At 64.8% G+C, this 26,289-nt stretch carries 27 protein-coding genes; 11 read left to right on the top strand and 16 right to left on the bottom strand.

What is annotated here, in order from left to right; all coding sequences use genetic code 11:
* Positions 1-21 precede the first annotated feature (21 nt).
* Positions 22-579: a carboxymuconolactone decarboxylase family protein gene (locus FNJ84_RS09700; protein WP_143792892.1), complete on the top strand. Its 558-nt coding sequence runs from the start codon at positions 22-24 to the stop codon at positions 577-579.
* Here the strand turns inward: FNJ84_RS09700 and FNJ84_RS09695 are convergent.
* Genes FNJ84_RS09695 through FNJ84_RS09680 form a run of 4 tightly spaced genes read right to left on the bottom strand, consistent with a single transcriptional unit; the run spans position 576 to position 4,155 of the window.
* Complete coding sequence (locus FNJ84_RS09695) at positions 576-1,337, bottom strand: ABC transporter ATP-binding protein (protein ID WP_143792891.1); 762 nt, start codon at positions 1,335-1,337, stop codon at positions 576-578. The two genes, FNJ84_RS09700 and FNJ84_RS09695, sit on opposite strands and share 4 nt — an antisense overlap.
* Complete coding sequence (locus tag FNJ84_RS09690; protein ID WP_143792890.1) at positions 1,334-2,278, bottom strand: iron chelate uptake ABC transporter family permease subunit; 945 nt, start codon at positions 2,276-2,278, stop codon at positions 1,334-1,336. The genes FNJ84_RS09695 and FNJ84_RS09690 overlap by 4 nt, the downstream gene beginning before the upstream one ends.
* On the bottom strand, positions 2,271-3,254 hold the full coding sequence (locus FNJ84_RS09685) for an ABC transporter permease (RefSeq protein ID WP_143792889.1): 984 nt from the start codon (positions 3,252-3,254) through the stop codon (positions 2,271-2,273). The genes FNJ84_RS09690 and FNJ84_RS09685 overlap by 8 nt, the downstream gene beginning before the upstream one ends.
* 1 nt (position 3,255) lies before the next feature.
* On the bottom strand, positions 3,256-4,155 hold the full coding sequence (locus FNJ84_RS09680; RefSeq protein ID WP_143792888.1) for a siderophore ABC transporter substrate-binding protein: 900 nt from the start codon (positions 4,153-4,155) through the stop codon (positions 3,256-3,258).
* A gap of 102 nt (positions 4,156-4,257) precedes the next feature.
* On the opposite strand from FNJ84_RS09680, the gene FNJ84_RS09675 reads away from it, so the two are divergent.
* From FNJ84_RS09675 to FNJ84_RS09665, 3 genes are all read left to right on the top strand, one after another.
* Positions 4,258-4,569 (top strand): DUF2218 domain-containing protein, encoded by a 312-nt coding sequence (locus FNJ84_RS09675; RefSeq protein ID WP_143792887.1) that lies wholly within the window; start codon positions 4,258-4,260, stop codon positions 4,567-4,569.
* Between the two features lie 318 nt (positions 4,570-4,887).
* A complete protein-coding gene (locus FNJ84_RS09670) occupies positions 4,888-6,870 on the top strand; it encodes a TonB-dependent receptor domain-containing protein (RefSeq protein WP_143792886.1) in 1,983 nt (660 codons plus the stop codon).
* Positions 6,871-7,260: 390 nt separating this feature from the next.
* Entirely contained in the window at positions 7,261-7,782 is a 522-nt protein-coding gene (locus tag FNJ84_RS09665) for a DUF2867 domain-containing protein (RefSeq protein ID WP_255471145.1), read from the top strand.
* Here the strand turns inward: FNJ84_RS09665 and FNJ84_RS09660 are convergent.
* From FNJ84_RS09660 to hutI, 8 genes are read right to left on the bottom strand one after another with little or no spacing between them, the layout of a single operon-like run.
* Positions 7,667-8,440 (bottom strand): amino acid ABC transporter ATP-binding protein, encoded by a 774-nt coding sequence (locus FNJ84_RS09660; RefSeq protein WP_143792885.1) that lies wholly within the window; start codon positions 8,438-8,440, stop codon positions 7,667-7,669. The two genes, FNJ84_RS09665 and FNJ84_RS09660, sit on opposite strands and share 116 nt — an antisense overlap.
* Positions 8,441-8,442: 2 nt before the next feature.
* The gene (locus FNJ84_RS09655) at positions 8,443-9,105 is read right to left on the bottom strand and encodes an amino acid ABC transporter permease (RefSeq protein ID WP_143792884.1); all 663 of its coding nucleotides are present in this window, start codon (positions 9,103-9,105) and stop codon (positions 8,443-8,445) included.
* Entirely contained in the window at positions 9,105-9,752 is a 648-nt protein-coding gene (locus FNJ84_RS09650; RefSeq protein ID WP_143792883.1) for an amino acid ABC transporter permease, read from the bottom strand. The genes FNJ84_RS09655 and FNJ84_RS09650 overlap by 1 nt, the downstream gene beginning before the upstream one ends.
* 53 nt (positions 9,753-9,805) lie before the next feature.
* Entirely contained in the window at positions 9,806-10,624 is an 819-nt protein-coding gene (locus tag FNJ84_RS09645; protein WP_143792882.1) for a transporter substrate-binding domain-containing protein, read from the bottom strand.
* Between the two features lie 31 nt (positions 10,625-10,655).
* On the bottom strand, positions 10,656-12,332 hold the full coding sequence (hutU, locus tag FNJ84_RS09640; RefSeq protein WP_143792881.1) for a urocanate hydratase: 1,677 nt from the start codon (positions 12,330-12,332) through the stop codon (positions 10,656-10,658).
* Positions 12,333-12,337: 5 nt separating this feature from the next.
* Positions 12,338-13,129 carry an N-formylglutamate deformylase gene (gene hutG, locus FNJ84_RS09635; protein ID WP_143792880.1) on the bottom strand — a complete coding sequence of 264 codons (792 nt, stop codon included), beginning with the start codon at positions 13,127-13,129 and terminating at the stop codon, positions 12,338-12,340.
* Positions 13,126-14,691, bottom strand: a complete 1,566-nt coding sequence (gene hutH / locus FNJ84_RS09630; RefSeq protein ID WP_185968477.1) for a histidine ammonia-lyase — start codon at positions 14,689-14,691, stop codon at positions 13,126-13,128. The genes hutG and hutH overlap by 4 nt, the downstream gene beginning before the upstream one ends.
* Positions 14,660-15,859: an imidazolonepropionase gene (gene hutI / locus FNJ84_RS09625; protein WP_143792878.1), complete on the bottom strand. Its 1,200-nt coding sequence runs from the start codon at positions 15,857-15,859 to the stop codon at positions 14,660-14,662. Before hutI ends, hutH begins: the two co-directional genes overlap by 32 nt.
* A gap of 88 nt (positions 15,860-15,947) precedes the next feature.
* Between hutI and FNJ84_RS09620 the strand changes: the two genes are divergently transcribed.
* The 4 genes from FNJ84_RS09620 to FNJ84_RS09610 all read left to right on the top strand — a co-directional run bounded on the left by FNJ84_RS09620 (position 15,948) and on the right by FNJ84_RS09610 (position 18,743).
* Positions 15,948-17,312, top strand: a complete 1,365-nt coding sequence (locus FNJ84_RS09620) for a formimidoylglutamate deiminase (RefSeq protein ID WP_143792877.1) — start codon at positions 15,948-15,950, stop codon at positions 17,310-17,312.
* Positions 17,309-18,019, top strand: coding sequence for a GntR family transcriptional regulator (locus tag FNJ84_RS09615; protein WP_143792876.1), 711 nt, complete (start codon positions 17,309-17,311; stop codon positions 18,017-18,019). Before FNJ84_RS09620 ends, FNJ84_RS09615 begins: the two co-directional genes overlap by 4 nt.
* 326 nt (positions 18,020-18,345) lie before the next feature.
* Positions 18,346-18,507: a hypothetical protein gene (locus tag FNJ84_RS21960; protein WP_185968476.1), complete on the top strand. Its 162-nt coding sequence runs from the start codon at positions 18,346-18,348 to the stop codon at positions 18,505-18,507.
* Complete coding sequence (locus tag FNJ84_RS09610; RefSeq protein ID WP_143792875.1) at positions 18,444-18,743, top strand: dihydrofolate reductase family protein; 300 nt, start codon at positions 18,444-18,446, stop codon at positions 18,741-18,743. Before FNJ84_RS21960 ends, FNJ84_RS09610 begins: the two co-directional genes overlap by 64 nt.
* 249 nt (positions 18,744-18,992) lie before the next feature.
* Here FNJ84_RS09610 and FNJ84_RS09605 read toward each other — a convergent pair whose 3' ends face one another.
* The 4 genes from FNJ84_RS09605 to FNJ84_RS09590 all read right to left on the bottom strand — a co-directional run bounded on the left by FNJ84_RS09605 (position 18,993) and on the right by FNJ84_RS09590 (position 22,952).
* Positions 18,993-19,886, bottom strand: coding sequence for an alpha/beta fold hydrolase (locus tag FNJ84_RS09605; RefSeq protein WP_185968475.1), 894 nt, complete (start codon positions 19,884-19,886; stop codon positions 18,993-18,995).
* A 110-nt stretch (positions 19,887-19,996) separates the two neighbouring features.
* Positions 19,997-21,142, bottom strand: a complete 1,146-nt coding sequence (gene nagA, locus FNJ84_RS09600) for an N-acetylglucosamine-6-phosphate deacetylase (protein ID WP_143792873.1) — start codon at positions 21,140-21,142, stop codon at positions 19,997-19,999.
* A complete protein-coding gene (locus tag FNJ84_RS09595) occupies positions 21,142-22,167 on the bottom strand; it encodes an SIS domain-containing protein (RefSeq protein WP_143792872.1) in 1,026 nt (341 codons plus the stop codon). The genes nagA and FNJ84_RS09595 overlap by 1 nt, the downstream gene beginning before the upstream one ends.
* On the bottom strand, positions 22,164-22,952 hold the full coding sequence (locus FNJ84_RS09590; protein WP_143792871.1) for a GntR family transcriptional regulator: 789 nt from the start codon (positions 22,950-22,952) through the stop codon (positions 22,164-22,166). Before FNJ84_RS09590 ends, FNJ84_RS09595 begins: the two co-directional genes overlap by 4 nt.
* Positions 22,953-23,140: 188 nt before the next feature.
* Between FNJ84_RS09590 and FNJ84_RS09585 the strand changes: the two genes are divergently transcribed.
* The 3 genes from FNJ84_RS09585 to FNJ84_RS09575 are packed head-to-tail and all read left to right on the top strand — an operon-like array spanning position 23,141 to position 26,283.
* A complete protein-coding gene (locus tag FNJ84_RS09585; RefSeq protein WP_143792870.1) occupies positions 23,141-24,064 on the top strand; it encodes an N-acetylmuramic acid 6-phosphate etherase in 924 nt (307 codons plus the stop codon).
* Positions 24,061-25,311 carry an ABC transporter substrate-binding protein gene (locus FNJ84_RS09580; protein ID WP_143792869.1) on the top strand — a complete coding sequence of 417 codons (1,251 nt, stop codon included), beginning with the start codon at positions 24,061-24,063 and terminating at the stop codon, positions 25,309-25,311. The genes FNJ84_RS09585 and FNJ84_RS09580 overlap by 4 nt, the downstream gene beginning before the upstream one ends.
* Before the next feature lie 57 nt (positions 25,312-25,368).
* The gene (locus FNJ84_RS09575) at positions 25,369-26,283 is read left to right on the top strand and encodes a carbohydrate ABC transporter permease (protein WP_143792868.1); all 915 of its coding nucleotides are present in this window, start codon (positions 25,369-25,371) and stop codon (positions 26,281-26,283) included.
* The last annotated feature ends 6 nt before the right edge of the window (positions 26,284-26,289 follow it).

Below are 26,289 nucleotides of genomic sequence, written 5' to 3'. Positions count from 1 at the left end.
TCGGGCCGAAAGGATGCGACGATGGCTGAAAAATTCCAACCCCTGACCGACGCGGACTGGCCCGAAGACCTGGCCGATCTGGCGGGCGGCTTTGCCACCCGGCTGAACGTCTATCGCGTGATGGCCCATCACCCTGCCCTGCTGCGGGCCTGGGCGCCGCTGCGGCAGCATGTGGTGCTTGACCGCGCGCTCAGCGATCAGCAAAGCGAGGTGGTCATCCTGCGCACCGGCCATAATCTGCGCGCGCCCTATGAATGGGGCCATCACGTCGCGCGCGGCCGGGCGGTCGGGATGGATGACGCGCGGATCGCCTCGCTTGCCGGCCCGCTGGAGGGCATCGAGGACGACGACCGCATCCTTGCACGCGCCGTGGACGAGTTGATGGATCAGGCGCGGCTGCTGCCCTCGACGCGGGCGGAACTGCTGGCTGCGGTTGGGGCCGGCGGGATGTTCGATCTGATGGCAACGGTGGGTTTCTATTCGGTGCTGGGCTTCATCGTGAACAGCACCGAGACCCCGTTGGATGCCGATATCGCGGCAGGCCTTGCCGCGCAGCCATTAAAGCACGGGTGCAGCTAGGCCAGCACCACGACAGGGCGACCGCGCAGATCCTCGACGATGATGTCGGATTCGAACAGCGCGCTCAGCCCTTCGCTGGTCATCACATCGCTGCGCGGCGCGTTGCCGACCAGGCGCCCGTCCTTCAGGCTGATGACCCAATCGGCATAGCGCGCGGCCATGGCCAGATCGTGCAGCACGACGATGATGCCACGGGCGTCCGGGCCGGGACGCGACAGGCCGTGCAGGCGGTCCATGATGTCGCGGGCATATTTCGGGTCCAGCGCGGCAAGCGGCTCGTCCAGCAGCATCCAGGGGGTCGATTGGGCATGGGCCATGGCGACAAAGGCGCGCTGACGCTGGCCGCCCGACAGCGTATCCACCCGCCGCCCCGCCAGCCCGGCCAGGTCAAAGGCATCCATCGACTGCGCCACGATCTCGCGATCGGCACGGGTTGGACGCCCCCGGTGATGCGGCCAGCGGCCAAAGGCCACCAGCTCGGCCACGGTCAGCCGCGGCAGGGCCGGCGTGCTTTGGGTCAGCAGCGCCACCATGCGGGCCCGGTCGGCGGGCCTGGCCTTGGCGATGTCGGCATTGCCCACCTGCACCGCGCCCTGATCGGGCGCCGTCAACCCGGCAAGGCAATGCAGCAGGCTGGATTTTCCCGCCCCGTTCGGCCCGATCACAGCGGTCAGCCCTGTGGCCGGGATATTCGCGTCGATTCCGTGCAGGATCGGCTGGCCGTCGCGATGCAGATGCAGATCGGTGATGCGGATCATATCGGCCGCCTTTTCAGAACCAGAGCAAGAAAGACAAGGCCGCCCAGAAATTCAACAATGACGGCCAGGGTCGATTGCAGGCCCAACAGTCGCTCGAACACGAACTGGCCCGCGACAAGGATCAGCGCGCCTGTCAGCGCCGCCACCGGGATCAGCAGCGCGTGGCGCCAGTTGGGCAGCATGGCACCGCCAAGACTGGCCGCCAGCAGGCCCAGAAAGGTGATCGGCCCGGCCAGCGCGGTCGAAATGGCGACCAGCGAGGCGACCAGCGCCAGCGCCAGCAGTACCAGGCGATCATGGTCGACGCCAAGCGCGCGCGCATGGGTGCGGCCCAGTGCCGCCACGTCCAGAACCGGCGCCAACCGCAGGCAGAACACCAGCGCCACCGCGAAAAGCGGCGCGGCAATGGCCAGTTGCACCGGATCAATCGCGTTGAAACTGGCCACGCTGCTGGCCTGGGCGATGGCAAATTCCGACGGATCCAGGATTCGCTGCATGAACCCGGTCAGCCCGCGCAGCAGGATGCCCAGAATCACCCCCGTCAGCACCAGCCGCGTCATGTCCGCCGCACCGGCCCGCAGCACTGCGCCGAACAGGATCATCGCCGCGCCCGCCAGGCATCCGGCCTCGATCAGGAATTTCGGCAGGGCCGGCAGGGCGGTATAGCCGATGCCGCCAAGCGTCAGGATCAGCGTCGTCTGGATCAGCACGAACATCGCGTCGACGCCGACGATGCCGGGCGTCAGCAGCCGGTTGCCCACGATGGTCTGGAACACCACCGTCGCCGCCCCGACCGAGGCCCCGACCAGCGCCAGCGCCGCCAGCCGCGTGCCGCGCAGCGACAGGATGAAGCCATAGGGCTGGCGCAGCCCCCAGGCCAGATACAGGGCAGAGGCCAGCAGCAGGGCCAGCAGCAACCAGATCGCTCTGCGATTAGCCATGGCTACCTGCCGTATTCGTGACTGCGGCAGCTTTCGCAGGCTTTTCCAGCCGTGGTCTGGCGTAAAGCAGCCACAGGAAAATTCCCGCGCCGATCACCGCAAAGATGGTGCCGGCCGGGATCTCATAGGGCCAACGGATCACCCGGCCGATCAGGTCCGACGCCAGAACCGCCATCGCCCCTGACAGCGCGATCACCGGCAGATTGGCGCGCAGATTGTCGCCCCGCCAGCGCGAGACGATATTGGGCACCACCAGCCCGACAAAGGGCAGCATCCCGACCGTCACCACCACCACCGCGACCGTCGCGGCGACAATTCCCAGCCCCAGCAGCAGCGTCTGCCGCAGGTTCAGCCCAAGACTGCGGGCGCGGTCCTCGCCCAGCCCCAGCAATGTGATCCGGTCCGCGCCCAGAAACAGCAGCCCCACCATCACCGCAATCAGCCACAGCAATTCATACCTGCCGCGCAGCACGCCCGAGAACTCGCCCGCCTGCCACGTGCCCAGATATTGCATCAGATCCGTGTTCCAGGCGAACCAGGTCACGCCCGCACCCAGAATGCCGGCATAGATCAACCCGACCAGCGGCAGCAGCATCGGGTCGCGCCGGGGCACCTGACGGGCCAGGATCATGAAGCCCGCGGTGCCGATCAGTGCCGCGATCGTTGCCGCGATCATCTTGGTCATCAGCGCGGCGCCCGGTGCCAGCAGCGTCACCGCCAGCAACCCCGCCATCGCCGATTCCGGCGTGCCTGTCAGGCTTGGCTCGACCAGCCGGTTCTGCACCGCAAGCTGAACCACCGCACCCGCCAGCGCCAGCCCGGCCCCCGCCAGAAGGGCGGCGGCGGTGCGCGGGATGCGGCTGACAATCAGCAGAAAGGCCGCACCATTGTCGTTCGTTCCAAGATCGGCCGCGCCGATTGCAAGGCTGGCGACGATCAGCCCGATCAGGCCGACCGCCGTGGCTATGCGAAACATGTCAGCTTTTTGCGCCCGAGAAGGCCTGATCCAGCTGATCCAGCGTCAGCATCAGCGCCTGGTAGCCGCCCCCCGCCAGATACATCGCCGCAGGGTCCAGATAGACGATCTGTCCCTTCTGGCCGGCCGTGGTCCCCGCGATCAGCGGATTGTCCAGCGTCGCCGCACCGGCCTCGCCGCCCTGCCCGACCGCAGCGCCCCGGTCGATGACAAGGATCCAGTCGGGATTGGCCTCGGCCACGAACTCGAAGGACACGGCCTCGCCATGGCTTTCGACCTCCAGCCCCGGATAGGCCTCTGGCAGGGCCAGCACCTGATGCAGCCAGCCGAAACGCGAACTGGCGCCATAGGCCGCGATCTTGCCGCCATTGGTCATCAGGATCAGCGCATCACCCTTGCCCTGCGCCGCATCGCTGGCGGCGACGATGGCGTCGTCAAGCTGGACGTTCAGGGCATCGGCCTGCTCGACCCGGTCGAAAAGCGCGCCATAGGCGCTGATCCGGGCCTTTGCATCGGGGATCATTTGCGCGCCGTCGATCGTCATGTCCAGCGTCGGCGCCAGTTTCGACAGTTGCGGCACCTGCGATTGCGACCGCCCACCGGCGATGATCAGATCCGGCGCCATGGCGGCAAGCGCTTCGTAATCAGGCTCGAACAGCGTTCCCACCGTCGGCAGACCGTCCAGCGCGCCCGCCAGATAGGCCGGCGGCGTGAAATCCGGGCGTGCCGCCAGCGCCACATCCAGCGCGCTCAGCGTGTCGATTGCCGCGAAATCCAGGGCCACCGTCGCGCCGGGCCGGGCCTCGGCCTCAACCTCGCCGGTCGCCGTCTGGATCGTCACTGTCTCGGCATGCAATGCAGCCGGCAACATCACGGCCAATGCGCAAATTATAGCCTTCATCCTGTGCTTCCTCTTTCAGAACAATCCCGGTCGGTTGTTGACAGGCGACGGGTCGCGGTGCCAATCAGATTCTGACGACTAAAAAACTCAGGATTAAGACAGATGCAAGACCAGTTCGAAAGTATCGGCCGTTTCGAGACCCCGAATGCACAGAAATACCTTGTCCAGCTGTGCAAGCATTTCGCCCACAAGATCCCGGCCGAGGTCGAGGGCGATCAGGGCCACATCACCTTTGCGATGGGCACCGCGCGGCTTTCCGCCACGGACGCCTCGCTTGACGTCGTGGTCACTGGCGCCGACGACCAAGCCGTCAACCGGTTGCAGCAGGTCATCGAGGACCATCTGAAACGCTTTGCCTTCCGCGAGGCCGAAACCAGCATGATCTGGGCGCCCGCAACCGCAGCGCAGGCGTAAGGCATGACGTCGCGCGCATGACTGTGCCAGGGCGGCCTGATAGTCAACTAAATAACTCAACAATACATCGAAAACACGAACACTGTGCCGGCGCCGCTGATCAAACATTCCTCGAATCATTCAAGAAATTCATTATATTTACATGTTTTTGAATAATTTTATTGCAACGGATGGAATTGTCTTGACCACCAGAGACAGCCGATCTGGCGCATATCAGTCACAGTTCATCCGGCCCTCAAAAAATCCTGAGTAAATTACTTGAGAATCGAAAACGCTGCGGCAATGCAGCGGAATACTGATCACTTCGAAGGTAAGACAATGCGCATTTCCGCCTCTTCCACCCTTGCCGGTGTCTCGCTTCTGGCCCTCAGCACCGCGCTTCACGCCCAGGATACGACGATCTCGCAGAACCCGGGAACCATCGTTCTGCCGGCGATCACGCTGGTTGCCGATGGGCAGGAAAACGTCGAGGCGACCGGGGGCGTCGTCGTCTCGGAAGAGGATATCGAGCTGCTGCAACCCGCCAACGTGTCGGAACTGTTCGCCCGCGATTCCTCGATCAGCGTGTCGGCTGGCGGCGGTCAGGCAAAGCGCATCCACGTGTTTGGCCTGGAACAGTCCAGCCTTGCCGTGTCCATCGACGGGGTGCCGCAGTTCAAGGATAACTGGCATCACAGCGGATCAAACGTCATTGACCCCGCCTTCCTGAAGCGGGTCGAGGTCGAGGCCGGTGCCGCCGCCGCCGATGCGGGTTTTGCCGCAGGCGCAGGTGCCGTCCGCTATGAGACCGTGGGCGCGCGCGATCTGCTGCGCGATGGCAAAACCCAGGGCGGCCGGCTTGGCCTGTCCTATGGATCGAACGGGCGCGGCCTGTCGGCCAGCGTTGCCGGCTATGGCGTGTACGAAGGCTTTGACTGGTTCGTCATGCTGCACAGCGCCACGGGCGACAATTACGAGAACGGCTCGGGCTATGAGGTCGTGGGCAGCGAGCCGGCCACCAAAGGCGCGCTGGTCAAGGCCGGCTATGAATTCGAGGGCCACCGCATCGAGGTGTCCTATGAACACAACAAGGACGATGCCGACCGCGTGACGCGGATGAACATGGACCAGAGCCTGACCAAAGAGGTCTTTCCGCTGAAGGTGACGCGCGACACGCTGACGCTGAAATATACCGAGGTCACGCCCACCGCGCTGTGGGATCCCGAGGCGCTGTTCTATGTCAGCCGCAACGAATACTGGCGCCCCAACTTCATCGTCGGCGGCTTTGGCGGCGATATGGAAATGGAGGCGCAGACCGTCGGTGGCGTGCTGAAAAACCGGTTCCAGGCCGGCCCCGGCACGATCACCGCAGGCGTCGACTTTGCCAACAGCGATTACCGCATCGACAATTACGGTGACACCGATTTCCCCGTCCACACCATCGAGACCACGCAGGTCGGCGCCTTTGTTCAGGGCCGGTTCGAATTTGCCAATGGCATCGACCTGTCCACCGGCATGCGGCTGGATCACCACCGCTTCACCGACTGGAACGGCGAACGCAAAACCGATTCCGGTGCCAGCGCCAATGCGACGATTTCCTACGAGGTCGCACCGGGCTATGAACTGTTCGCAGGTGCCTCGCATACCTGGATGGGCTATGACGTGGGCGAATACGGCTATCTGCATGCCCGCGACAGCAGCCTGACCACGGCCGAGGATTTCAAACCCGCGACCGCGCGCAATTACAAGCTGGGCGTCAACGTCACCCAGGACAACTGGACCGGCAACCTGACACTGTTTGACACCACGCTCAGCAATCTGGCCAATGCCTATTACCCGGCGCTGGACAACGCGGAAGAGTTCCGCAGCCGTGGCTTTACCATTCAGGGCAATTACAGCTGGGGCAGCGGCCGCATCGGCGCCAGCTTCACCAAGGCCAAGGTCACGGCCGATGGCGAACTGGCCCTGCCGACGGGTGGTGATGTCATGCCGATCGGCGAGGTCGCCTCGATCTATTTCGATCAGGACATCCCGCAATACGACCTGCGCGTCGGCGCCACGCTGGAAATGGCCACCCGGCTGGAAGGCGACTATATCACCGACGCCAATCTGGGCGAACATCCCGGCTATGGCGTCGTCAATGCCTATGCCGAATGGCGGCCGCAAAGCTATGACAATGTCGTGCTGCGTCTTGGCGTCGACAATTTGCTGGACAAGACCTATTATGAACGCACCAGCTATGTCCGCAACTTCGACCGCGATACCTATCCGGTTTATGCGCCGGGCCGCACCGTGACCGTCGGGCTGAACCTGGACTTCTGATGAACTGACTTTTGGCCAGTGCTGATCCCTCTGGCCTCTCGGCCCGCCCCGTCCCAGACGGGGCGGGCTTCGTTTTTTCCGGCCCCGCCATGTCTGCGACAGCAGGCCGCATGTCGCGGCGCAAGGCGGCCATTGCCCGACACCGGCTTGCCGGAAATTCACAGCCCAGACAGCCTGGATCACTGTCACTCATGAAAGGTAGGGACTTTTATGAGTGCGAATATCCATCTTCTTAGACCGCGCGACCAGCTTGACTATTATGACTAGCGCTCGGTTCTTCTGCCCGTCGCCATCTCGCCGCTAGAGGGTTGGACTCTTGCCATGGCCGGGCCGCAGCCGATCTTGCGGCCGGCCTTTCGGGTCAGGGACGCGATATAGGCCTGTTTTGGCGTGAAGAAGATCGGCGGCTTTTCTGCTGTGCCACGAAGCTCGATCCAGGTCGGAGAGCACCTGGATTTCTTCCTTGTCGAGCATGTGGCACCTGACATCCTGGTTCTTACCGAACGGGATCGGCATCTTGATGTCATGACCTGCATTTCTACCCTGGGCAACAGCGTGACGATCACCTCATCCGTCGTGACGCATAATGCGTTCGGCCGGGCCTATATGGTGCCGGTCGGTCCCGCCCACAGGTTGATCGTCAACCGAATGCTGCGCCGGATCAGGCGACGGCTGCAAAAGGCGGCGGGCCACCGGCGGCAGGCCCGCGCTGCAAACGGCGACGGGTCGTCGCGCTGTCGCGCCTGCCCGAAGGCTTGCGCTTACCCGCACATGTCCGATTTTTCCGGCAAGGCGGCTAGAACGCATTCCGTTCGTGATAGGTGCGCAAGAAGGACTGGATCCGCAAATCCTGCGGCTGGTGCAGGATCCTGTCTGGTGCGTCGACGGCGACCAGTTCGCCTGCCTCCATGAAGGCTACCTGATCGGCGACATGGGCGGCAAAGCCCATCTCATGCGTGACGACAACCATGGTCATGCCCTCGCCGGCCAGTGTTTTCATGACGGTCAGCACCTCGCCCACCAGTTCCGGGTCCAGCGCGCTGGTGGGTTCGTCAAACAGCATCAGCCGGGGCTCCATCGCGATGGCGCGGGCGATGGCGACACGCTGTTGCTGGCCGCCCGACAGGCGCGCGGGGTGGTTGGCCATCTTGTCACCCAAGCCCACTTTGCGCAGCGCATCGGCCGCCCGCGCCGAGGCGTCGGCCTTGGGCAACCCGCGCACGCGGATCAGCCCTTCGGCCACGTTTTCCTGCGCGGTCATATGCGGCCACAGGTTGAACTGCTGAAAGACCATGCCGATCCCGCGCCGCATCTCGCGCAGTTTCCGGCCCGAGCTTTTCTTGCCCGGTGCGTCATAGCCGATCAGCTGCCCGTCGATGCGGATCTCTCCGCTGTCATATTCCTCAAGGAAATTGATGCAGCGCAGCAGCGTTGACTTGCCCGAGCCGGACGGCCCGATCAGGCAGGTCACCTTGCCCGGCGGAATGGTCAGGTCGATATTCTTCAGCGCCTGAAACGGCCCGTAGAACTTGTTGACCTTGCGGATGTCGACGGCGGATGCCTGATCCATTCTCAGACCCTTTCGATCAGGTGGCGGGTGATGCGCGCCTCTAGCCGGCGGCCGACGCGCGAAATCGTCTCGACCAGCCCCCAGAAGAACAGTGCCAGCACCAGGTTGGCTTCGAGATAGCGGAAGGTTTCGGTCGACATGCGGCTGACCTGATACATCAGTTCAGGGACGGTGATGATCGACAGGATTACCGTTTCCTTGGTCAGGATGATCGAGAAATTGACCAGCGCCGGCAGGGCCGAGACCAGCCCCAAGGGCAGCAATATGCGCCGGATGATATTGGTTTCTGACATGCCGATGGCGCGCGCGGCCTCTAGCTGCCCCACCGGCACGGCGTTGAAGCCCGAGCGGAAGATTTCCGCGAAATAGGGGCTGCCATAGATGGTCAGGCCCAACAGACCCGCAGGCAGTGCGTCCAGCCGCAGCCCGACCAGCGGGCCGCCGTAATAAAGGACGAACAGTTGCACCAGAAAGGGGGTGCCCCGGATCACCTCGATATAGACCTGCAACAGCCAGCGCAGCGGACGCGGCCCGTAACGCTGCATCAGCGCGATGATCAGGCCCAGGCCCATGGCCAGAACCGTGCCCATGAGCCAACAGAAGATGGTGACGCCAAAGCCGCGCAGCAGCATCGGGCCATATTGCTGAAAGACGCTCCATTCCATCAGACGGCCGCCCTGTGTTCCAGCCAGCGGCCTATACCCGCAAGGCAGAGGTTGATGGCAAGGTAAATACAGGCGGCGGCCAGATAGACCTCTAGCGGGCGGAAGGTGGTGGCGGCCTGCGCCTGACTGGCGCGCGTGACCTCCATGATGCCGACGACCGAGACGAGGGACGAGGCTTTGACCAAGAGGATCAGTTCATTGACAAGCGCGGGCAGCGACATGACCACGGCCTGAGGCAGCACGATGCGAGTCCAGATCGTGGTGGGGGCTATGCCGATGGCGGCGGCGGCCTCGGTCTGGCCGGGGGGCAGCGCGCCGATGGCGCCGCGCCAGATCTCGGCGATATAGGCGCTGGCGCAGATGCCGACAGTGATGACGGCGGCGGCCAATGCGGGAACGTTGATACCCACGACCGGCAGCAGATAGAACATCAGCAGAAGTTGCACCAGCAGCGGCACCCCGCGCAGGAAGCTGACCCAGATCGCCGCGAACCGGCGCAGGGCGCGCGATTTCGACAGCGCGGCGGCGCAGATCAGCGCGCCGATCACCAGCCCAAGCGCGATGCCAAGGCCCGAAACCAGCAGCGTGTACCGCGCGGCCATGGCCAAGGGGCCAAAGGCGTCAAGAAAAGTCTGGATGGAAAACATGCGGACCCCGTCAGGAAGATGCGGGCGGGGCCTTCACCCCGCCCGCAACCGGATCATTCAGTGGGGACTTCGCGCGGCAGATCGGTCGCCGTTCCCAGCCATTTTTCCTGAATGGCGGCCATGCGGCCATCGTCATGCATCTTCAGGATCGCGGCATTCACGGCCTCGACCAGCGAGGCCGAATCCTCGTCCTTCTGCATGGCCCATGCGAAATATTTCGGCTCGCCAAAGGTTGCCGGATCGGTCAGGGCAAAGGTCTCGGCCCGGTTCTTCACCAGATAGGCGAGGTTGGGCGAGGAACCCGCCACCGCGTCCAGACGACCGGCGGCCAGATCGGCATAGGCTTCATCCGTGGTGCCGTATTCCTTGATGGTGATGCCGCCGATGCTGGCGCCATAAGCTTCAAGCTGCTTGAACTGGGCGGTGCCCTGCTGGACGCCGACGGTCTTGCCGGCGATATCCTCGGGCTTCATCACCGCCTCGCTGGCGGCGGCGCGGACAAGGCCCACGGTGGCGTCAGCGATGGGCAGGCCAAAGGCGTAACGCTCGATCCGTTCGGGGGTGACGGTCACGGGGGCGATGATGATGTCGAACTTGCCGACCTCCAGCCCCGGCAGCTCGGCCGGCCAGGGAATGTCCTGATAGACCGGCTCGACGCCCAATTCCTTGGCGACCTCGTCAAACAGGTCCTTGGTGATGCCCTCATAGGTGCCGTTGGTCAGCATGTCGAAGGGGGCGTAATGCATGTCGGTCGCGGTGACGATCTTGCCTGCGGCCTTGATGTCGGCAAGCTGGTCGGCAAGGACCGGCGTGGCAAGGCCCAGAATGGTCATGCCCAGAAGCGCGCCTTTCAGCGTGGTGGTCAGTTTCATCTTCTTCTCCTCGTTGGTCATTATACCGGCGTTACAGGATGCCGGGCAGGTTCAACTGGTTCTCGCGGGCGCAATCGAGGGCGATCTGATAGCCCGCATCGGCATGGCGCATGACGCCAGTGGCCGGGTCGTTCCACAAGACGCGGGCGATCCGCCGATCGGCATCTTCGGTTCCGTCACAGCAGATGACCATACCCGAATGCTGCGAAAAGCCCATGCCTACGCCGCCGCCGTGATGCAAGCTGACCCAAGTGGCACCTGACGCCGTATTCAGCAGCGCGTTCAGCAGCGGCCAGTCGCTGACCGCGTCGCTGCCATCGGCCATGGCCTCGGTCTCGCGGTTGGGGCTGGCGACGGAACCGCTGTCCAGATGGTCGCGGCCAATGACGATGGGGGCGGAAAGCTCGCCATTGCGCACCATTTCATTGAAGGCCAGACCCAGCTTGTGACGCAGGCCCAGACCCACCCAGCAGATGCGCGCAGGCAGGCCCTGAAAGCTGATGCGATCGCGCGCCATGTCCAGCCAGTTGTGCAGATGCGGATCGTCGATCAGCTCTTTCACCTTGGCATCGGTCTTGTAGATATCTTCCGGGTCGCCTGACAAAGCCGCCCAACGGAAGGGCCCGACACCCCGGCAGAACAGCGGGCGGATATAGGCGGGCACGAAACCGGGGAAGGCAAAGGCGTTTTCAAGCCCCTCTTCCAGCGCGACCTGACGGATATTGTTGCCGTAATCCAGCGTCGGCACACCCGCATTCCAGAAATCGACCATGGCGGCGACATGGTCCTTCATGCTGGCGCGGGCTGCGGCCTCGACCGCCTTGGGCTCGCTTTCCTGCTTGGCGCGCCATTCGGCCACGGTCCAGCCGATCGGCAGATATCCGTGGATCGGGTCATGGGCGCTGGTCTGGTCGGTGACGATATCGGGACGCGGACCGCCCGCCTTCATCCGGCGCACGAGTTCGGGAAAGACCTCGGCGGCATTGCCGATCAGGGCTACGGATTTCGCCTCTCCCGCCTTGGTCCAGCGCTCGATCAGCGCCAGCGCCTCGTCCAGATCATGCGTCTTTTCATCGACATAGCGGGTGCGCAGGCGGAAATCGGCGCTGGCCTCGTTGCATTCGACGGCCAGACAGCAGGCTCCGGCCATGACGGCAGCCAGGGGCTGCGCGCCACCCATGCCGCCAAGCCCGCCGGTCAGGATCCATTTGCCTTTCAGGCTGCCGCCATAATGCTGCCGCCCGGCTTCGACAAAGGTTTCATAGGTGCCCTGAACGATGCCCTGGCTGCCGATATAGATCCACGATCCGGCGGTCATCTGGCCATACATGGCCAGCCCCTTCTTATCCAATTCGTTGAAATGGTCCCAGGTCGCCCAATGCGGCACCAGGTTCGAGTTCGCGATCAGCACGCGCGGCGCGTCCTTATGGGTCTTGAACACGCCAACCGGCTTGCCCGATTGCACCAGAAGGGTCTCGTCTTCCTCCAGATCGGTCAGGCTTTTGACGATCAGGTCGTAATCCTTCCAGGTCCGCGCCGCCCGGCCGATGCCGCCATAGACCACCAGTTCATGCGGGTTCTCGGCCACGTCGGGATGCAGGTTGTTCATCAGCATCCGCATCGGCGCCTCGGTCAGCCAGCTTTTGGCCGTCAGCTTGTTGCCGGTGGCGGGATAGACGTCGCGGGTGTTCAGGCGGGGATTGTTCATCGGGATCAAACCTTCAGTTCGGCGGACAACGCCGCGAGATCGTTCAGGATGCGGGCCAGCGTAACGCGCAATTCGCGCGCCTTGGCCTCGTCATAGGCGAAAGGCGGGGTCTCGGTGGTCAGATGGCTGGATTGCGCCAGTTCCATCTGGATCACATGGACGCCCTGCCCCGGCTGGCCGTAATGCCGCGTGGTCCAGCCGCCCTTGAAGCGGCCATTCAGCACATGGCTTCGGCCCGAGGCGGCACAGGCATCAAAGGTGGCGGCCTCGATGCGCGGATCGCAGGAGGCGCCGGAATTGGTGCCGATGTTGAAATCGGGCAGGATGCCGTCAAAGAGGAACGGAATATGGCTGCGGATCGAGTGGCAATCATACAGGATCGCCACCCCATGCCGCGCCCTGACCCGGTCGATCTGCGCCTGAAGCGCCGCGTGATAGGGCGCGTAGAAGCGTGCCTTGCGCTCGGCAATGTCATCCGCGTCGGGTTCGGTGATCCAGATCGGCTGACCATCGAAATCGGTCACGGGCACCAACCCGGTGGTGTTCTGGCCGGGATAGAGGCTGGCATCGTCCAGCCCCCGGTTCGCGTCGATGACATAGCGGTGGAACGTCGCCCTGACCGTCGTAGCGCCGGGCAGCAGCCCGTCATAAAGCCGGTGGATATGCCAATCCGTATCGGCCAGCACCTGCCCGCGCGGGTTCAGCCGGGCCATGATTTCATCGGGCAGAAAGGTGCCGGTATGGGGCAGGCCCAGAATAACGGGGCTGTCGCCTTCGTGGATTTCAACCGGGCTCATGCGTGGATTTCCTGAAGCAGATCGGCGGGAACGGCGCCGGTCAGCACATCCTCGCGCACCAGCCGCGCGGCCTCGGCCAGATCGGGGGCGAGGTAACGGTCCTGCACCACCGGCGGGATCGTCTGACGCAGCTTTGTCAGCGCGGCCTGCAAGGGGGGCGAGGTCAGCAGCGGCGCGCGGAACTCGATCCCGGCACCGGCGCACATCGCCTCGATCCCGATGATCTGGGCAAGGTTCGCGTTCATCCGCAGCAAGCGCCGCGCGCCATGGGCGGCCATGCTGACATGGTCCTCCTGATTGGCGCTGGTGGGGGTGGAATCGGTCGAACAAGGATTGGCCAGATGCTTGTTTTCGCTCATCAAAGCCGCGCTGGTGACCTCGGCGATCATCAGCCCGCTATTCAGCCCCGGTTCGGGCGTCAGGAAGGGCGGCAGGTCGTGGCTCAGCGTCGGATCGACCATCAGCGCGATGCGGCGCTGCGAGATGGCGCCGATCTCGGCAATCGCCAAGGCGATCTGGTCGGCGGCGAAGGCCACCGGCTCGGCATGGAAATTCCCGCCCGAGACAATGCCGCCCTCGCCCGTCAGCACCAGCGGGTTGTCGGTGGCGGCGTTCGATTCAATCTCCAGCGTCCGCGCGGCCTGCCACAACAGGTCGATGCAGGCCCCCGTCACCTGCGGCTGGCAGCGGATGCAATAAGGGTCCTGCACGCGGCTGTCGCCCTCGCGATGGCTGTCGCGTATGGCGCTGCCCTCCATCAGCCCGCGAATGGCGCGGGCGGCGGTGATCTGGCCGCGATGGCCGCGCAACTGGTGGATCTCGTCGAAGAAAGGCGCGGTCGACCCCATGATCGCATCGGTGGACATCGACGACACGACCAGCGCAGCACGGGCCGAAGCAAAGGCCTGCCACAGCCCCACCAGCGCAAAGGCGGTGGAAACCTGCGTGCCGTTGATCAGCGCCAGCCCCTCTTTCGCGGCCAGCACAACGGGCGAAAGCCCGGCAGCGGTCAGCGCCTGAGCGGCGGGCATCTCGACGCCCTCAAAGGTCGCGCGACCCTCGCCCAGCATCGCCGCCGCCATATGCGCCAAGGGCGCCAGATCGCCCGAGGCCCCGACCGAGCCCTGCGAGGGGATCACTGGCAGAACGCCGCGCGCCAGCATCGATTCAATCAGCGCGATCACCTCGGGGCGGATGCCCGAGGCGCCACGGCCAAGTGACAGCAGTTTCAGCACCATGATCAGGCGGACGGTTTCGGGCTCCACCGGCTCGCCCACGCCGCAGCAATGGGACAGGATCAGGTTGCGTTGCAGCGTCGCTGTGTCCTTGGACGCGATCTTGATCGAGGCCAGTTTGCCGAAGCCGGTATTGACGCCATAGACCGGTTGATCGCCATTGGCGGCGGCCTCGATCCGGGCGGCGGAGGCGGCGATGCCGGGGCGGGCGCTGTCGGCCAGGCGCACGGGGCGGCCTGTCCGCCAGACGGTTTCAAGCTGCGCCAGCGTGGTGTCGCCGGGGGTAAGGATCAGTTCAGACAAATTCGCCTCCGACGATGCGGGCATGAAGGGGGTTGAAGCCGATGCGATAGGAAAGCTCGGCCAGTTCATTGATGTTCCAGATGGCCAGATCGGCGCGCTGACCCACGGCCAGCGTGCCGCGATCGGCCAGCCCAAGCGCGCGGGCGGCATGGGTGGTTACGCCCGCCAGACATTCGGCGGGCGTCATGCGAAACAGCGTCGCCCCCATGTTCATGGTCAGCAGGATCGAGGTCAGCGGCGAGGTGCCGGGGTTGCAATCTGTCGCCAGCGCCATCGGCACGCCGGCATCGCGCAGGCCCTGGATCGGGGGCAGCTTAGTCTCGCGCAGCGTATAGAAGGCGCCGGGCAGCATCACCGCAACCGTGCCCGATGCCGCCATCGCGTCGATGCCATCCTGACCCAACCATTCCAGATGATCGGCCGAGATCGCGCCATGCTGCGCCGCCATCGCCGCCCCGCCCAGATCCGACAGTTGCTCGGCATGCAGCTTGACCGGCAGGCCCAAAGTCGCGGCGTGGTCGAACACCATCGCCATCTCGTCGCGCGAAAAGGCGATGCCCTCGCAAAAGCCGTCAACTGCGTCGATCAGATCCTCGGCATGGCCCTGATCCATCCCGGCAATGACCACATCGCGCAGGTATCCGGCGCGGTCCCCTTCATATTCAGGCGGCAGCGCATGGGCGGCCAGCCAGGTGGTCTTGACCGTCACATCGCGCCGCGCCTCGATCAGGCGGGCGACGCGCAGCATCTTCAGTTCCGATGCAATATCAAGACCATAGCCAGATTTGATCTCGATCGTCGTGACACCCTCGGCCAGCAGAGCATCAACGCGGGTCAGCGCATTGGCCAGCAGCCGCGATTCGTCCGCCTCGCGCGTGGCCCGCACGCTGGAAACGATGCCGCCCCCTGCCCGCGAAATCTCTTCATAGCTGGCGCCTTCCAGCCGCATCTCGAATTCGCGGGCGCGGTCGCCGCCGAAAACGATATGGGTGTGGCAGTCGATCAGGCCCGGCGTGACCACGCGCCCCTCAAGATCCAGTTCATCGGCATGGGCGTATTGTGCCGGCACGGACCCGTCACCGATCCAGGCGATGCTGTCACCGTCCAGCACCATGCCTATGGGCGCGCTCAGGCTGAATTGCCCGGTCGCCGCGTCGAATATCGCCAGTCTGGCATTGCTGAGAAGATGCATCGCCCTTCGCTTTCTATGTCTAGACTTATTGAAGTCTTATGTATAAACTTATTCCCAGTCAACCAGCTTGTGCAGATCGAGGAACCGGATGAGCATTCTTTGGGCGGAACGGGCATTGCTGCCCGAAGGATGGGCGGATCATGTGCGGGTCGAGATCGCTGCCGATGGCCGCATCGCCAGTGCCACCCCCAACGCCACGCCCAAGGGCAGGCGCGTCCAGATGTTGCTGCCCGCCATGGCCAACGTGCATTCCCATGCCTTCCAGCGCGCCATGGCCGGCCTTTCCGAGGCACGCGGCCCCCATCCGCGCGACACGTTCTGGACCTGGCGGCAGATCATGTATCGCTTTCTCGACCATCTGACGCCCGACGACGTTCAGGCCATCGCAGCACTGGTTCAGATGGAGATGCTGGAGGCAGGCTTCGCCACCAATGTCGAATTCCACTACCTGCACCACCGGCCCGACGGCGCGGCCTATGCCAATCTGGCCGAGATGTCTGAACGCATCGCGGCGGCGGCCTCGCAGACCGGGATCGGGCTGACGCTGCTGCCGGTGCATTACCAGTTTGGCGGCGTCGACCGGCGCCCGCTTGGCCCCGGCCAGGTGCGGTTCGGCACCGATCCCGACAGCTTTGTCGGGCTGCTGGATGCCGCCGAGGCCACGTTGCGCGCCCTGCCCGCTGACGCCGCCATCGGCGTCGCGCCCCATTCCCTGCGCGCCGTCAGCCCCGAGGGTCTGGCGCTGTGCACCACCCTGCGCCCCGACCGCCCGCTGCATATGCACCTGGCCGAGCAGATCCCCGAGATCGAGGAAATCAGCGCCGCCTATGGCCGCCGTCCGGTCGAATGGCTGCTGGACAACCACGCCCCCGATGCGCGCTGGACGCTGATCCACCTGACCCATATGACCGAGGATGAAACCCGCCGCCTTGCCACCACCGGCGCTGTGGCGGGCCTGTGCCCGCTGACCGAATCGAGCCTTGGCGACGGCATTTTCAACGGCACCATCTGGCGCGATGCCGGCGGCGCGCTCGGCTTCGGCTCGGACAGCAATATCCGCATCTCGCTGATCGAGGAGCTGCGCACCCTGGAATACAGCCAGCGCCTGCGCGACACCGCCCGCGCCATTCTGGCGACGCCGGAACGCTCGACCGGGCGGGTGCTTTACGAGGCAGGTCTGCAAGGCGGTGCCGCGGCGGCGGGGCGCGATACCGGGGCGATCCGCGCAGGCCTCTGGGCCGATCTCAGCGCCGTCTCGCTGGCCAATCCGGTCATGGCCGGGCGCAAGGGCGATGAACTGTTGGACAGCCTGATCTTTGCCGGCGGTGACGGGCTTGTGCGCGATGTCTGGGCCGCCGGGCGCCATGTCGTCCAAGGTGGCCGCCACGTCGCGCGCGATGCCATTACGGCGGCCTACCTGACCTGCATCACCACACTTCAGGCGCGGATATGACCGTCCCGCCCGCCAGCCAGCCGCCCAAGGCGCAACTGATCGCAACCGAGGTCCGCCGCCGGATCATGGACCGCGAATGGCGGCAGGGCGACCGCATCCCGGACGAGGCCGATCTGGCCGTCGAGTTCGGCGTGGCGCGGGCCACGGTCAACAAGGCGCTGCAAATGCTGGCGGATGAAGGGCTGCTGGACCGCAAGCGCCGCGCCGGCACGCATGTGACCATCAACCCGGTCCGCAAGACGACATTTTCCATCCCCATCGTCAGGGAACAGGTCGAGGCCGCCGGCATGACCTATAGCCACCGGCTGATCGCCCGGCGCGACGGCCCGATCCCGCCGCAGATCGCGCTGCGCATGGGCCTGCCGCCGGGACAGGTGCTGATCCACCTGCGCGCCGTGCATTACGGCGATGGCAAGCCGTTCCAGTTCGAGGATCGCTGGATCAACCGCACCACCGTGCCGCAGGTCGAGGGTGCCGATTTCCATCACCTGAACGCGAATGAATGGCTGGTGCGTAATGCCCCCTATCTGCGTGCCGACGTGGATTTTTCGGCCGCCAATGCCGATGCCCGCGACGCGCGGATGCTTCAGGTGCGGCGCGGGCAGGCATTGCTGATCCTGCATCGCACCAGCTGGAACGATCAGGGGCCGATCACCTCGGTCAGGCTGGCATGTCATCCGGGATTCGTGATCAGCGCCGCCAATTAGGCAGGCTGATTCCCGCGCAGGTCATCGACCGGTGGCCGAAGCCATGGCACTCGGTTACCCGCAACCGGGCAAAGACAGCCATGCGACGCATCATCGTCAATACGTTCCTGACCATGGACGGGGTCATGCAGGCACCGGGCGGGCAGAACGAGGACCGCTCGGGCGAGTTTGGTTTTGGCGGCTGACTGCCACCTCTTTTCGACAAGACCGTCAGTGCCTTCATGGCCGAGGTCTTTGCCGGACCGTTCGATCTGCTTCTGAGACGGCGGACCTATGACATCTTCCCCGCACATTGACCCCGTGTTGCCGCCAATCCGCCATCGGGGATGGACGAGGCCGAGATCGCCATGGCCCGGACATTCGACACCGTGACCAAATATGTGGCCACGCACCGGCCGCAGGATCTGGGCTGGCGCGGCAGCGAATGGCTGGGCCGCGACACGGTAGAGGGCCTTGCGAAGATCAAGGCTGGGATGGTCCTGACCTGATCGTTCCGGGCAGCAGCGACTTTATCCAGACGCTGCTGACCTATGACCTGTTCGATCAGTTCAAGCTGGTCATCTGCCCGGTTGTTCTGGGCAAGGGCAACCGCCTGTTCGGTTCCGGCACGATCCCCACAACGCTGACGATACGCCAGTCGTCCCGTTCGGCAAAAGGCGTCACCTGCCTTGTGCTCGACAGTTCCGGCGGGGTCAGAGTCGGGGATTTCTCGCCGCCCGCATAAGCCCGATGGCACCTGATCCGCGGACGATGACGGATCGGTGCCAAGCCATCACCTTCAGCCAGCACCGGCGTAGCCAGCTTGATTTCGCGCTGGATGCCGGGGTGTCGCAGCGGCATCTGTCCCTTCTGGAAACCGCGCGGGCACGGCCAGGCCCTCGACGCGCCGCCGCGGGAACGCAACCTGATGCTGGTCGCCGCCGGTTCCGCGCCAGCATCCTGGCCGGGGCTGGCGGGCCGACCGGATCGCCGCTCAGGCGACCTTGGTGCTGCGCTGATCGCGGCTGCACGCGATTGCCGCCTGTTCATCCAGCCAATCGGCCAGTTCGGGCCACAGCACCGCCATCTGGCGGCTGCGGAAAAAACCCATATGGCCGACCGGCCCCAGCCCCCGCGCGACGGGATCAACCTGCCGGCGCCGGATCTGCGCGCCGGGCAGAAATTCCAGCAAGCGCCCGATGGCTTCCGGCGTGGCCCAGGGGTCATCGTCAAAGCCGCAGGCCAGGACCGGGATGCGAACGCGGGCAAACCGCGCCTCGGCCTGCAACGAGGCATCATCGAAGAAATAGCGCGGCATCGCCATCCAGCTGGACCATTCGCGCATGGCGCAGGTTGGCATATCCTCGCCCACCCCCAGCAGCCGGGCCGGAAAATAGCCGGCGATGGCGCTGGCAATCGGGGCCACCAGCCGCGACATCGCACGGATCCGCCAACGCTCGATCCGGCTTGGCACCAGCCGGTCCGCACCAAGATGCGAGGCGATCAGCGCCGCCGCACTGACCCTGTCATCGCCGCCATTCAGCCCGACCGCATGACCGCCAAGACTGTGCCCGACGATCAGGATCGGCAGATCGGGAAAGCGTTCTGCCAGCCAGTCCAGCACCAGCCGGGCATCGGTCAGCGCCCAGTCCCGCATGCCCAGATCGCGCAGCGCCGGGTCGCGCGCATCAGGGCCGACCCCCCGATAATTATAGGTCGCGACCAGAAAATCCCGCTGCGCAAGATAGCTGGCAAAGGGCCAATACATCCGCTCGGTGATCGCCGTTGCCGGCTGGATCACCACAATCGCCTTGCGCTTCGACCGCCGCCCAAACAGCGTCAGCGGAATCCGCCCGCCAGTCGCAACCGAAATCACACATCTTTCCATCCGCGCCATCCGAGATCGCTTCACAGGTCATTTCGTATGCGAATTATTTACTTTGCATACGAAATGACGTCAAGCGAGAAGGGATAGGCAACGGTCCCTCCGCCCCAGTTTCAGGCTGAACGCAGCGGATGGGCGACGCCCTCCCAGATCGCGCCGACGGGGCCGAGATCGGCCCCCAGCAACAGCAGGTCCGCCCGGCGACCGGGGGCAATGGCACCATATTCGCCCGCCGCCCCGACCACAGCCGCCGGGACCGAACTGGCCATGGCCAGCGCACGCTCGACCGGGATTCCGACCTGTTCGACCAGCACCTGCACGGCGCGAGGCAGGGTCAGATCGGCGCCGGCCAGCGTGCCATCGGGCAGGACCAGCCGTCCCCCCTCGCGCCGGATCCTGCGGCCATGCAGCTGGATTTCCTGCTGATCGGTCCCGGCCAGCGCCATGCAGTCCGAGACAAGAAAGACACCCTGCCCCCGTGCCGCCAGCGACAGCCGCATCGTTGCGGGATGCACATGGAACCCATCGGCGATCAGCCCGACCGCACAATCCGAGGCCAGCGCCGCACCCGCAAGGCCCGGTGTACGATGGCCGATCTGGCTCATGGCGTTGAACAGATGGGTCACGCAACGCGCCCCGGCCCGCATCGCCGCAATCGCCTGTTCATAGCTGCAATCGCTATGCCCCAGACTGACAACCGCACCCGCCTGTGACAGCGCGGCGATCTGCTCGGGCTGCGCGGCCTCGGGTGCCAGCGTCACCATCAGCGCGGGCAAGGCACGGGCAGCGACGCAAAGCCGGTCCAGATCCTCGGGGCCCATCGGCCGGATCAGCGCCGGATCATGGGCGCCCTGCCGGCGCGGGTCCAGATGCGGCCCCTCGATATGCAGCCCCATGAAGCCGGGGAAGCCGCGACGCGCCGCCTCGACCCCGGCTGCCAGGACCGAGGCCGTCACCTCGGGCGTGTCAGTGATCAGCGTGGGCAGGCACCCGGCGCTGCCCAGGCTGCGATGGGTGGCGCAGATCCGGGCCAGCGCAGCAGCGTCGGTCCCTGCACCGACGGCAAGACCGCCCCCGCCATTGACCTGAAGATCGACAAAACCCGGCGTGATCACACCCTCATGCCGCTGTGCGCCCGCCGGCGCGCTGGCTGCCGGGATCAGCGCCTCGATCCGCCCGTCGCGGATCACCACGCCTGTCTCGGGCCACAGGCGCGCGCCATCAAAGACCGCGCGGCCAACCAGAACGCCCTGCGTCATCACACCGTCTCCGTCACCTTGCGCAGATGCGGCGGCGTGTCGGGATCAAAGCCGCGCCGCCGGGCAAGCGCCTCGATACAGTGGTAGAAGCTGGCGATGATCAGCAGCGGATCGACCAGAGGATGCAGCGCCGGGGCGGATGACAGCCGCACCGCGCCAGCCACATCAGCCCCGGTCACGAACACATCCGCCCCCTGCGCCGCCAGCCGCTCGGCGGTTGCCGACAGCTGTGGCAAGGCGGCATCCTCGACCCCAAGGGCCAGCACCGGGAAATGCGCCTGCACAATCGCCGCAGGTCCGTGCAACACCTCGGCCGCGCTGTAGGATTCTGCATGCAAACCACTGGTTTCCTTCAGTTTAAGCGCCGCCTCATTGGCCATGGCCAGGGCCGGACCGCGCCCCAGCACAAAAACCGAGTTCGCCCGCGCCAGCCGCGCCATCAGCGGTTCCCAATCCTGTTCCAAGGCAATGGAAAGCGCGTCGGGCATGGCCGCCAACGCGTTGCGCAGGGCCTGATCCTCTTGCCATTCGGCCAGCATCGCCAACCCGGCCAGCGCCGATGTCAGGAAGGTTTTCGTCGCGGCCACGCTTTTCTCTTCGCCCGCGCCAAGGGGCAGCCGATGGGCCGCCGCCTGTGCCATGGGGCTGTCCTCGAAATTGGTGATCGCCACGGTTTCGGCGCCACCCGCCCGCGCGCCCACCATTGCCTCGACAATATCCGGGCTGCGCCCCGATTGCGAAATTCCGATGCAGGCCGCGCCGTCAAGCCGCAGCAGACGCCGATAGATCGACGAAACCGACGGCCCGATCGAGGCAACGGGCAGGCCGGCATTGATCTCGATCGCGTATTTCAGAAAGGTTGCGGCATGATCCGAGGATCCGCGCGCCAGCGTCACCACCAGGTCGATGCGCCGGGCGCGGAAGGCGCGGCCGATCTCGGACAGGGCGGGGCCGGACTCGGCCAGGAACCGGCCGGCGACGGCGGGAATTTCGGCGATCTCTCGCGCCATGTGGCTTTCGTTCATGTCGTGGTCCTTCCTTCGGGCTCCGCCCATTTCAGTTCAACGGCGAAATCATAGGCATCGCCGCGATAGATCGAGCGCGTCAGTTCCACCGCCTTGCCCGATGGCAGATGCGCCACCCGCACGATACGCAGCACCGCCGCGCCTTCGGGTATCTGCAACAGCGCCGCATCCGCACGCGAGACATTGGCGGCCGAGATGCGCTGCACTGCCCGCACCGGGCGCTTGCCCCGCGCCGCCAGCACGTCATAGAGCGAGGCCTCGACCGATTCCGGGTCAGGCAGCAGCGAGGCCGGGATCGAGGCCCGCTCGATCGCCAGCGGCACCCCTTCGACGCTGCGCACCCGTTCCAGCCGCGACACCCGCTCATCCGCGCCCAAAGCCAGCGCCATGGTTTCGTCCGGCGAGGGCGTCTCGACCCGGCGCAGGATCCACCGGCTTTCCGCGGACTGGCCGCGCCGGGCCATATCCTCGGTGAACGAGGTCAGCATCGACAGCGCCTGTTCCATCCGCCCGACCGGCGCCGACACAAAGGTGCCAGAGCCGCGGCGCTGGACCAGATAGCCGGCCCGAACCAGTTCATCTATCGCGCGACGCACGGTGACGCGCGACACCCCGCTGCGCGCGGCCAGTTCGCGTTCAGGCAGGATCGTGTCCCCAGGCTTCAGCCGGCCGCCGCCAATCGCATCGGCGATATGACGGTAAAGGCGCAGATACAGCGGCCCGACCCCGTCCGAATCGAAATCCGCCCATTCGTCGAGCCCCTCGCCTGCCGGCCGATTTTCCATCCCCACCCCACTGTCACTGCAAGATCGCAGGCCGAAATCGACCCCTGGACACAAAGATACCAAATCAATTCCAATATTGGAAGGCGCATCAGTTGCAATCAGGATTTATCCCGAATTTGTCCATTTTTCAATCGGCGCTTTACTATTGGTTCTTTTTTGGTATTGTCTAACCAAGGGAGACAGCACGAATGCCAGAATCAACCGAAACGCTGCATGCACAGGCGGTCGGCCTGCACCGCCTGCCGGGCCAGCAGGCGCTGTCGCGGCTGATCGAGGCGCAGATTGCCTCGATGGGGGCGCTGCGCCCGGCCCTGCCGCAGATCGAGGCGGCCGCGGAACGCTGTGCCGCCGCGCTGACGGCGGGCGGCAGGCTGGGCTTTGCCGGCGCCGGCTCGTCCGGGCTGATGGCGCTGGCCGAACGGATGGAAATGGGGGCGACCTTCGGCATTTCGCCAGACCGCACCGCGCTGTGTTATGCCGGCGGGGCCGAAGCGCTGTGGCAGATGCGCGGCGGGGCCGAGGATGATACGGCGCTGGCCATAACAGACCTTGAGGCGGCAGACCTGGCGGCGGGCGATGCGCTGATCGCCGTTTCGGCCTCGGGCAGCACCCCCTATACCGTCGCGATTGCGGATACGGCGCGGGACCGGGGCATCGCCGTGATCGGCATCGCCAATGTCGCAGGATCGCCGCTGCTCGACCGGTCGGACCACCCCGTCTTGCTGGAAACCGGCGCCGAAGTTCTTGCCGGCTCGACCCGGATGGCGGCGGCAACCGCGCAGAAGGTCGCGCTGAACGCAATTTCGGTTCTGATCGGCATTCGGCTTGGCCATGTCCATGATGGCCATATGGTCAATCTGGTGGCCGAGAATGCGAAACTGATGCGCCGCGCCGCCGGCATTGTCGCGACCATCGCCGGGACGGGCGCCGACGCGGCAAGCGCCGCACTGACGGCCGCGGATGGCGAGGTCAAGACCGCGATCCTGGTCGCGCGCGGCCTGACGCCACCCGATGCGCGGCGGGCCATTCTGAAGAATGGCGGGCATCTTGAAGGGCTGCTTGACGAGAACAACAACCGGACCAGCAGGTCCAGCAGAGGAGGAAGACCATGAAGAACACCGCATCACTGGGCATTTTGGCCTGGGCGGCGCTTTCAGGCGCGACCATGGCGCAGGATGTCACGCTGACCATCGAAAGCTGGCGCAATGATGACCTGACGCTGTGGCAGGACACGATCATCCCCGCCTTCGAGGCCGCCAATCCCGGCATCAAGATCCAGTTCACCCCATCCGCCCCGGCGGAATATAACGCGGTGCTGAATTCGAAACTGGATGCAGGCAGCGCGGGCGACCTGATCACCTGCCGCCCCTTCGATGCATCGCTGGCACTGTTCCAGGGCGGCAAACTGGCCGATCTGACCGATCTTGAGGCGATGGCGAATTTCTCGGACGTGGCGAAATCCGCCTGGCAGACCGATGACGGTGCCGCCACCTTCTGCGTGCCGATGGCGTCGGTGATCCACGGCTTCCTCTACAACAAGGATGCCTTCGCCGAACTGGGGCTGGAGGTCCCGGTTACCGAGGATCAGTTCTTTGCCGTTCTGGACAAGATCAAGGAAGACGGCACCTATATCCCGATGGCGATGGGCACCAATGACCAATGGGAAGCCGCGACCATGGGCTATCAGAATATCGGCCCGACCTACTGGAAGGGCGAGGAAGGCCGCCTGGCACTGATCAAGGGCGAACAGAAGCTGACCGATCCGCAATGGACGGAACCCTATGCCACCCTGGCGAAATGGGCGCCCTATCTGGGCGACGGCTACGAGGCGCAGACCTATCCCGACAGCCAGAACCTGTTCACCCTTGGCCGCGCCGCGATCTATCCGACCGGCAGCTGGGAAATCAGCGGCTTCAACACCCTGGCCGAGTTCGAGATGGGCGTATTCGCCCCGCCGGTCAAAGCAGAGGGTGACACCTGCTATATCTCGGACCATACCGACATCGCCATCGGCCTGAACGCCGCCTCGCCCAATGCCGAGGCCGGCCGGACCTTCCTGAACTGGGTCGGCTCGGAAGAGTTCGCGACGCTTTATGCCAATGCCCTGCCCGGCTTCTTCTCGCTGTCCAGTTTCGACGTCCCGATGGAAGATCCGGTGGCGCAGGAATTTGTCAGCTGGCGCGGCAAATGCGAATCGACCATCCGCTCGACCTATCAGATCCTGTCGCGCGGCACGCCCAACCTGGAAAACGAGACCTGGGGCGCATCGGTCGCCGCGATCAAGGGCAGCGAGACGCCCGAGGCGATCGGCCAGCGCCTGCAAACCGGGCTGGACAGCTGGTACAAGCCGCAGCCGTAACCGGCGGTCACGATCCTGGGCGGCGCAGCCCGCCCAGGCTTCCGACAGGAGAGCAAGATGACCAAGCCACGCATCCGATGGCATATCGGCCTGTTTCTGGCACCCGCCGTCGCCGTCTATACGGCAGTGATGATCTTTCCGCTGTTCAACACCCTGCGTCTGGCGCTGTTCAGCCGGGTCGATCAGGAACGGGTTTTCGTCGGGCTGGACAACTTCCGCACGCTGTTCCTTGACCCGCTGTGGTCGGATCAGTTCTGGAACGCCCTGGGCAATAACTTCTGGTTCTTCCTGGTTCACATGCTGGTGCAGAACCCGATCGGCATCGCGCTGGCGGCGATCCTCAGCCATCCACGGCTGCGCTTTGCGGCGCTGTATCGTTCGGCTATCTTCATTCCGACGATCCTCAGCTTCGTCATCGTCGGCTTTGCCTGGAAGCTGATCCTGTCGCCCATCTGGGGCATCGCGCCCGGCATGCTGGACGCGGTCGGGCTGAAATCGCTGTTCCAACCCTGGCTGGGTAAGGAAGAATATGCCCTGACCACGCTGGCGCTGATCTCGGTCTGGCAATTCGTGGGCATCCCGATGATGCTGATCTATGCGGCGCTGCTGTCCATCCCCGAAGAGGTGATCGAGGCCGGCGAGATCGACGGCGTCACCGGCATGGCCGCTTTCTGGAAGATCAAGCTGCCCTTGATCCTGCCTTCGATCGGGATCATCTCGATCCTGACCTTCGTTGGCAATTTCAATGCCTTCGATCTGATCTATGCATCGCAGGGCGCCTTGGCGGGGCCGAATTTCTCGACCGATATTCTGGGCACCTTCATGTATCGCACCTTCTTCGGCTTCCAGCTGCAACTGGGCGATCCGCATATGGGCTCGGCCATTGCCAGCGCGATGTTCGCGGTCATTCTGCTGGGGGTCTGCGTCTATCTGTTCGGCATTCAGACCCGCATCCGGCGCTATCAGCTTTGAAAGGGG

The sequence above is a fragment of the Paracoccus sp. M683 genome (assembly GCF_007096355.1).
In the GTDB taxonomy this organism is placed as follows: domain Bacteria; phylum Pseudomonadota; class Alphaproteobacteria; order Rhodobacterales; family Rhodobacteraceae; genus Paracoccus.
Note: the sequence above shows the minus strand (reverse complement) of the source record. Positions and strands in the feature narration are given on the sequence as shown.